9 protein-coding genes are annotated in these 6,391 nt (G+C 71.8%); 3 read left to right on the plus strand and 6 right to left on the minus strand.

All coding sequences use genetic code 11. The features are described 5' to 3' along the window. Window positions 1–15: 15 nt before the first annotated feature. A complete protein-coding gene (locus ACZ45T_RS37155) occupies window positions 16–801 on the minus strand; it encodes an SDR family NAD(P)-dependent oxidoreductase (RefSeq protein WP_468448575.1) in 786 nt (261 codons plus the stop codon). Between the two features lie 2 nt (window positions 802–803). Next, on the minus strand, window positions 804–1,760 hold the full coding sequence (locus ACZ45T_RS37160; RefSeq protein ID WP_468448576.1) for an LLM class F420-dependent oxidoreductase: 957 nt from the start codon (window positions 1,758–1,760) through the stop codon (window positions 804–806). Between the two features lie 156 nt (window positions 1,761–1,916). Here ACZ45T_RS37160 and ACZ45T_RS37165 point away from each other — a divergent pair, with 156 nt between their 5' ends. Continuing rightward, window positions 1,917–2,189: a hypothetical protein gene (locus tag ACZ45T_RS37165; RefSeq protein WP_468448577.1), complete on the plus strand. Its 273-nt coding sequence runs from the start codon at window positions 1,917–1,919 to the stop codon at window positions 2,187–2,189. Next, window positions 2,186–2,578: a type II toxin-antitoxin system VapC family toxin gene (locus ACZ45T_RS37170; RefSeq protein WP_468448578.1), complete on the plus strand. Its 393-nt coding sequence runs from the start codon at window positions 2,186–2,188 to the stop codon at window positions 2,576–2,578. Before ACZ45T_RS37165 ends, ACZ45T_RS37170 begins: the two co-directional genes overlap by 4 nt. A gap of 12 nt (window positions 2,579–2,590) precedes the next feature. Here ACZ45T_RS37170 and ACZ45T_RS37175 read toward each other — a convergent pair whose 3' ends face one another. Genes ACZ45T_RS37175 through ACZ45T_RS37185 form a run of 3 tightly spaced genes read right to left on the minus strand, consistent with a single transcriptional unit; the run spans window position 2,591 to window position 3,957 of the window. Further along, entirely contained in the window at window positions 2,591–3,415 is an 825-nt protein-coding gene (locus tag ACZ45T_RS37175; protein ID WP_468448579.1) for a L,D-transpeptidase family protein, read from the minus strand. A 42-nt stretch (window positions 3,416–3,457) separates the two neighbouring features. Then, window positions 3,458–3,697: an ATP-binding protein gene (locus tag ACZ45T_RS37180; protein ID WP_468448580.1), complete on the minus strand. Its 240-nt coding sequence runs from the start codon at window positions 3,695–3,697 to the stop codon at window positions 3,458–3,460. Continuing rightward, window positions 3,676–3,957 (minus strand): hypothetical protein, encoded by a 282-nt coding sequence (locus ACZ45T_RS37185; RefSeq protein ID WP_468448581.1) that lies wholly within the window; start codon window positions 3,955–3,957, stop codon window positions 3,676–3,678. Before ACZ45T_RS37185 ends, ACZ45T_RS37180 begins: the two co-directional genes overlap by 22 nt. Window positions 3,958–4,039: 82 nt before the next feature. Here ACZ45T_RS37185 and ACZ45T_RS37190 point away from each other — a divergent pair, with 82 nt between their 5' ends. Further along, entirely contained in the window at window positions 4,040–4,480 is a 441-nt protein-coding gene (locus tag ACZ45T_RS37190; RefSeq protein WP_468448582.1) for an NUDIX hydrolase, read from the plus strand. A gap of 10 nt (window positions 4,481–4,490) precedes the next feature. Here the strand turns inward: ACZ45T_RS37190 and ACZ45T_RS37195 are convergent, their stop codons facing one another. Further along, window positions 4,491–5,339 carry a trypsin-like serine peptidase gene (locus ACZ45T_RS37195; protein ID WP_468448583.1) on the minus strand — a complete coding sequence of 283 codons (849 nt, stop codon included), beginning with the start codon at window positions 5,337–5,339 and terminating at the stop codon, window positions 4,491–4,493. Window positions 5,340–6,391: the final 1,052 nt, after the last annotated feature.

The raw sequence follows: 6,391 nt of genomic DNA on the forward strand, positions 1-6,391 counted from the left end.
AGCGGCTTCAGCGGGCTAGAGGATGCTGACGCCCGCCATCCAGCCGCCGTCGATGACGAACGGCTGGCCGGTGATGTACGAGGAGTCCTCGCCGGTCAGGAAGAGGGCCAGCTTGGCGATCTCCTCCGGCTGCCCCACCCGCCCCATCGGGACCACCCGCTTGTAGAGGTCCGCCATCGCGTCCCTGGCCTCGTCGGTCATGTTCGCCGGGTCCAGCAGGCCGGGGTTGGCCATCGGGGTGTCCACGGCGCCCGGGCACATCGCGTTGACGCGGATCCCCTTGCCCGCCAGCTCCAGCGCGGCCACCCGCGTCAGGCCGAGGATGGCCGCCTTGGTGGCCGCGTACGTGCCGACGTACGCCATGCCCGTCAGGCCGGTGTACGAGGAGGTGTTCACGATCGTGCCGCCGCCGGCCGCCTCGATCTCGGGGGCCACCGACTTGATGCCGAGGAAGGCGCCCACCTGGTTGACCTGGACCACCTGCTGGAACTCCTCCAGCGGGGTCGCGGTGAGCTCGTTGAAGCGCAGGATGCCCGCGTTGTTCACCAGGCCGTCGATCGGGCCGAAGGCCTCCTTCGCCGCGGCGATCGCGGCCGCCCAGTCCTCCTCGCGGCTCACGTCCATCCGTACGTACCGGGCCCGGTCCTCGCCGATGTCCTTGGCCACGGCCGTGCCCTGCTCGTCCAGTACGTCACCGAGGAGCACCTTGGCGCCCTCGGCGGCGAAGAGGCGGGCCTCCTGCTCGCCCTGGCCGCGCGCCGCGCCCGTGATGATCACGACGCGCCCGTCCAGCTTGCCCATGGTCACGACTCCCAGTCGTTGAGGTGCGGGGCCACCTCGGCCCCGAAGGCGGTGATCTGGTCGACGAGTTCGGCCCGGTCGCGGCTGCGGAAGCGGACCTGGATCTGGTCCACGCCGAGCGCCCCGTACTCCCGCAGGGACTCGGCGAGCGCCTCCGCCTTGCCGGTGAGGGTGCGTCGGCCGGTGTCCCAGCCGGGCTCGCCGACGTACAGCGCCTCGGTGATCGCGCCGAACTCGATGGGGCCGGCGATCCCGGCCTCCTCGCGGAGCTCCTTGATACGGGCGATCTGCGCGGGCAGCCGCTCGCGCGGGTCGCCCTGCGGGAGCCAGCCGTCCCCGCGGACGGCCGCCCGGCGCACGGCGGCGGGTGAGGAGCCGCCGACCCAGACGGGGATCCGCTCCTGCGCGGGCCGGGGCAGCTGGCCGAGGTCCTTGAAGGAGAACAGCTCGCCCTCGTGCTCCGGGTACTCCTCGGGACCGAGGGCGGCGCGCAGCGCGTCCAGGGTCTCGTCGAGGACGGCTCCGCGGCGGGCGAAGTCCACGCCGAGGATCTCGAACTCCTCCTGGACGTGCCCGGCGCCGACGCCGAGGATCAGCCGGCCGCCGGAGAGGTGGTCGAGGGTGGCGTACTGCTTGGCGCTGATCAGCGGGTGGCGCAGGCCGAGGATCGCGACGTGGCTCAGGAGCCGCACGTGCTCGGTGACGCCGGCGAGGAAGGACAGGGTGGCGACCGGGTCGTACCAGACGGTGCTCATGGGGCCGGCGAGCCGCCGCGGGATGGCGACGTGGTCGCAGGTGGCCACGTACCCGAAGCCGGCCCGGTCGGCGGCGCGGGCCACCTCGGCGAGATCGGTGGCGGTCGCCGCGGCCTCCCAGGGCTCGGCGTAGATGGTGCTCTGGGACTGGATCGGGAGCTGCATCCCGTAGACCAGCCGACCTTCCGGAAATACGCGCGCCATGCCGGGCCCGCCTCGCCTTCGTCTGCCGATTCGTCATATCGGTGCCGGGCCATCGTCGTAGCTGACGGTCCGTCAGGCAAGGGGTTCGACGTGATGCGCGACCGCCAGGAGCGGGAACGCCAGGCCGAATAACATTAGGTTTGTTAGAATGCCTCCATGACCGACCAGCCCGTACCGGGCGAGGGCCCGACCCGCCCCGTGTCCGTCTCCCTCCACGAGGGGACGATTGCCGCGCTCAAGGCGCGCACCGGCAAGCGCGGCATGTCCGCCTACATCGAAGCGCTCGTTCAGCGGCAGCTGGAGCGTGAGCGGCTCCGCGAGCTGATCGAGGACTCCGAGGCCGTGAACGGTCCGGCCGACCCGGCGGCCGTGGAAGCGAAGCGAGCCGTCTTGCGCGGCGAATCGGCAGCCCCGTCGGACGCCGCGTGAGCGGGACGCTGATCCTCGACTGCGAGGGGCTCTCCCGGCTCGTGCGCCGGGACCCCGGTCTGCTGGAGTGGCTGACGGCCGCCGAAGCCGAGGACATCCGCGTGGTGATCAGCTCGGTCACCCTCGTCGAGGCACGTGACCCCAGGGTGAACCAGGCCCAGTTCGACTACGCGGTCTCCCGGGTGAACGTCATTCCGCCGAGCGAGGCCAACGCACGGCAGGCGAGCAAGCTGCTTGCCGCCGCCGGGCTGCACGGGCACAAGTACGCACTGGACGCCATCGTGGCGGCGACCGCCCTCGACCAGCCTGGACCCGTCACCCTGCTGACCTCGGATCCGGAAGACCTGTCCGCACTGTGCGGGGACCGCGTACGGGTCGTCCGGATCTGACGGCGGAAGCGGTCAGAACCCTTCCGGGCCCATCACGATGACCGGCTTCGCCGCCGGGTCCAGGGTCTCCAGGACCTTCTTCATGGCCGCCTTCGGGATGCCGACGCAGCCCTGGGAGGGGCCGTCGTGGTCCACGTGCAGCCAGATGTTGCCGCCCTTGCGCTCGCCGTCCGGCTTGGTGGCGTCCAGCGGCGACGTGCCCGGCTTGCGGTTGAAGTCGATGGCGACGACGTAGTCGAAGGAACCCGCCAGGGACTCCCCGTTCACCCCGCGACCCGTCGCCACGAACGCGCTGTCCTTGTCGTACGGGAGCCGCGTGCCCGGCGGCTTCGGCAGCAGGCCGCCCGCGTCGGTGAGCGCGAAGACACCCTGCGGGGAGGTCAGATCCCCGTACGTGCGCTCCGTGGACCAGCCCTTGGCCCCGTTGCGCGCCGGCCAGCTCTCGGCGCGCACCCAGTCGGCTCCGGCCTCGGGGCGCGTGTAGAGGGTGGCGATGGACTCCGAGGAGTCCTTGGCCTTGCCGGTGACCAGGACGAGCTGGCGGGACTCGGCCGGGATCTTGGCCCGGGTCTGCTCGCTGATGCCGCTCAGCCCCTGCAGGGCGTGCCGCTGGGCGTCGCGCGCGGCGCGGTCCTCGGCCGGCGGACGGGCGTCCGCGCGGGCCTGCGGCGCGGCGCCGGCAACCTCGTCCGGGTGCTGGGCCGCGTACACCCAGCCCGCCCCGAAGGTCAGCAGGCCGAAGGTGGCCGCGAGCGCCACACGGCGCGACGGGCGGGTCGAGCGGTTCGTGCGGGGCATACGGGCCGTACGGGAGCGGGCGCGACGGTGCTTGCTCATTGAACCGACCGTACATCAGCCGACCTTCGCGGCCGGCGTACCTCAGGCGGCGCCCGGCCCGTCCGGCAGCGGGAAACGGACCCGCACCGTCAGCCCGCCCTCCGGCTCGGGGTTGGCCTCGGCGGCGAGCCATGCCCCGTGCGCCCGCGCGATCGCCTCCACGATCGAAAGCCCCAATCCCGCACCCTCACCTGCGGCGTGCTGCCGCTCGGCGCGCCTGCGGAACGGCTCCAGGAGCCTCGGCACGTCCGCCGGATCGATCACCGGGCCGGTGTTGGACACGGCCGGCTCCCCGCCGCGGAGGTCGCGACGACGACCCGGCCGCCCGCGCGGTTGTGACGTACGGCATTGCCCAACAGGTTGCGGACCAGGTGGCCGAGGAGCGCCCGGTCCCCCGTCACCGTCAGCGGCGACGGCTCCCCCGCCGGCCCGATCTCGGCCGCCGCCCGCTGCACGGCCGGCGGGGTGCGCAGCTCGTGCGCCGCGTTCGCCGCGAACCGCCGCCGGGCGGGACGAAGGCCAGGGCACGCATGGGCGCGCATGGGCACGCGGGAGAAGAACACGGGAGAAGAGACCGGACGTAAACCCCATCCCCCGACCCCGATCACCGGCGTACGCTGAGGGATGCGAACTCCACGTCACGCGGCGCGTGTTGTCATTCTCTCCCCGGCCGGATCGGTGTTCCTCTTCCGCGAGGACAACGTGGAGGTCGGCATCCACTGGCTGCCGCCCGGCGGCGGCATCGACCCCGGCGAGAGCCCCGAGGAGTGCGTGCGGCGCGAGCTGCGCGAGGAGACCGGGTGGACCGACCTGGAGCCGGGGCGGCTGTTGTGCACCTGGGAGCACGACTTCACGCACCAGGGGATCCCGGTCCGCCAGCACGAGCACATCTACCTCACCCGGGGGCCCCGCCGCGAACCGGTCCTGGAGTACCCCGGCATCCACTGGCAGTGGCTCTCGCCGGAGCGCCTGGCCACCCTCGGCGAACCGCTGTGGCCGCCGCGCCTGCCGGACCTCCTGGCGAACCGCCCTGCGGAGCCGGTCCACTTGGGGCTGCTGGCCTGACCTTGGGCCGTCAGTTCTTGCGGGTGGCCTTGGCGTACAGCGAGGCGGCGTACTCGCCGAGGACGGTGCTGGTCGACACGTCGTCGGTGTCCCCGCCCGTGAGGATGCCGATGATCTTCCCGTCGCGGGCGATCCACGCGCTGCCGCTGGTGCCGCCGGGGAAGTCGGCGCAGTCGAAGCGCTGCTGGGTCGCGCTCTCGCGGACGGCGACCGACGTGCAGGTACGGGGAACCTTGCGGTCGGCGGGGTAACCGGTGACGGTGACCTCCTCACCCGCGCGGCCGCTGGTGTCCAGCACCGCCGCGCCGGTCACGTCCTCGATGGTGCGGCCCTTGTCGTCGGGGGCGAGGCGGGCGAAGGCGAGGTCGTAGTCGTCGTCCGTCCCCTCGGCCCAGCGGTCGTCCTCGAAGACTTCCTCGATCTTCCATGTGCCGTACGGAGCAAACCCGTTCGCGTACGCGGGTGCGAACACGGCACTCCCGCCGCCCTGTTGCCCGTCGAGGAGGCAGTGCCCGGCGGTGATGATCAGGTTCCGGCCGGGGCTGTGCACGACGGTGGCGGTGCAGAAGTGATCGCTGTCCAGACCGTCCGTGAACAGGGCCCCGGTGAAGGCCGCAGGCCCACCGGGTGGAGGGGTGACGGCCGGCGGCAGCGTGGTCCCGGGCGGGGTGGAGAGCTGAGGCTTCGCCGCTTGCGATCGCGACGAGGCGGTCGGCGATCCCGTCGGCGCGGCCTTCGCGGCCCGCGCGGCGGGAACCCCTTCGGGCGGCGGCGCCAACTCGGCCACCGCGGCGGAGGCCCCCAAAGCCGCCGCAGCACACAGCACCGCCGTCACGACGGTCCGCTTGTCCACCGGCATGATGATCCTTCCGCTTTGCCCCGGCGAAGCATGCCTCGCGAGCGGGTGCGGTTGCAAGGGGCGGGCCCGGGGCGGCCGAGTTACGGCGGGGGCGGTGGCGGGTTGTGCGGGGTGGCTTCGGGGGGCGGAGCTTGGGCGGGCGGCATGAGTCTGTGCGGCGGGGTCGGGGGTGAGCGGGAGCCCCTCAGGCGGAATCAGAGATCTGTATGGGGGTTTCCCGTCAGTCTCATCGTCTCTCCGTGTCGGGCCGGTCCCTCAAGGGCGCTCCCTACGGTCGCGTCGCTACGCGATGGCCTTCGGCCACCCTTGACCGACCGTCCCGCCACGGACATACGAAGACCGACGGGAAACCCCCAAAGGAACGGGCCGGGCGTTCTTTTTCAGGGACGGGCACATCAGCGATGCACGGGCGGGGCTCGGCGGGCAGATCCCCAGGAGCGGGCACATTCACATCGGATCCGGGGTCGGGGGCGGCCAAATCTCCACCAGACGACGCCCAGACCGAGCTGGCGACCGGCCAGACGGGGTGCACGCGTCAAATCGCTACGCGCTCCTCCTCTCTCAGCGTCTCCAGTCCGCCTGTGGCTGGACATAGGCCGCCGCCGATCGCTACGCGCTCCTCGACGACGGCGACTGCGGCCGTCTGGGGCCGTTCATAAGCCGCCCAAGACCCATAGACACTTCTCGAAGACGGCGTCTGACGGCGGTCTGGGGAAGTGCAGGCGTCAGACAGCGGCTATACCGAGCTGTACTCGGGTCAGGGAGAGTGGGCGGCCGAAAGAGCCGACAGTTCGCCCCAATTACACCTGTCTGTCCCCGCATTTGTTGTGACGAGGTCGCTCTGATGCGGGTAGAGCTCGGCTGAGGTGAGCAATCGCCCCTCCGGACCCTCCACCAGCCCCAGACGGCTGGCAGTCGCCGTCGTCGGGGAGCGCGTAGCGATTGGTGGCGGCCTATGTCCTGAGGTTGTTCCTGTTTGGCGGACAGGTTCTATGTGTTGCTCAGGCTGCGGTGTTTTCGTACTCGGCTGGGCTTTGGTAACCGAGGCTGCT

Source organism: Streptomyces sp. NPDC030995 (assembly GCF_055571215.1).

Bases quoted from the DNA above. Each gene is read 5' to 3' on its own strand.
- ACZ45T_RS37160 (WP_468448576.1), bottom strand. From the start codon at position 1,760: ATGGCGCGCGTATTTCCGGAAGGTCGGCTGGTCTACGGGATGCAGCTC.
- ACZ45T_RS37165 (WP_468448577.1), top strand. From the start codon at position 1,917: ATGACCGACCAGCCCGTACCGGGCGAGGGCCCGACCCGCCCCGTGTCC.
- ACZ45T_RS37185 (WP_468448581.1), bottom strand. From the start codon at position 3,957: ATGCGCGCCCATGCGTGCCCTGGCCTTCGTCCCGCCCGGCGGCGGTTC.
- ACZ45T_RS37155 (WP_468448575.1), bottom strand. From the start codon at position 801: ATGGGCAAGCTGGACGGGCGCGTCGTGATCATCACGGGCGCGGCGCGC.
- ACZ45T_RS37195 (WP_468448583.1), bottom strand. From the start codon at position 5,339: ATGCCGGTGGACAAGCGGACCGTCGTGACGGCGGTGCTGTGTGCTGCG.
- ACZ45T_RS37175 (WP_468448579.1), bottom strand. From the start codon at position 3,415: ATGAGCAAGCACCGTCGCGCCCGCTCCCGTACGGCCCGTATGCCCCGC.
- ACZ45T_RS37190 (WP_468448582.1), top strand. From the start codon at position 4,040: ATGCGAACTCCACGTCACGCGGCGCGTGTTGTCATTCTCTCCCCGGCC.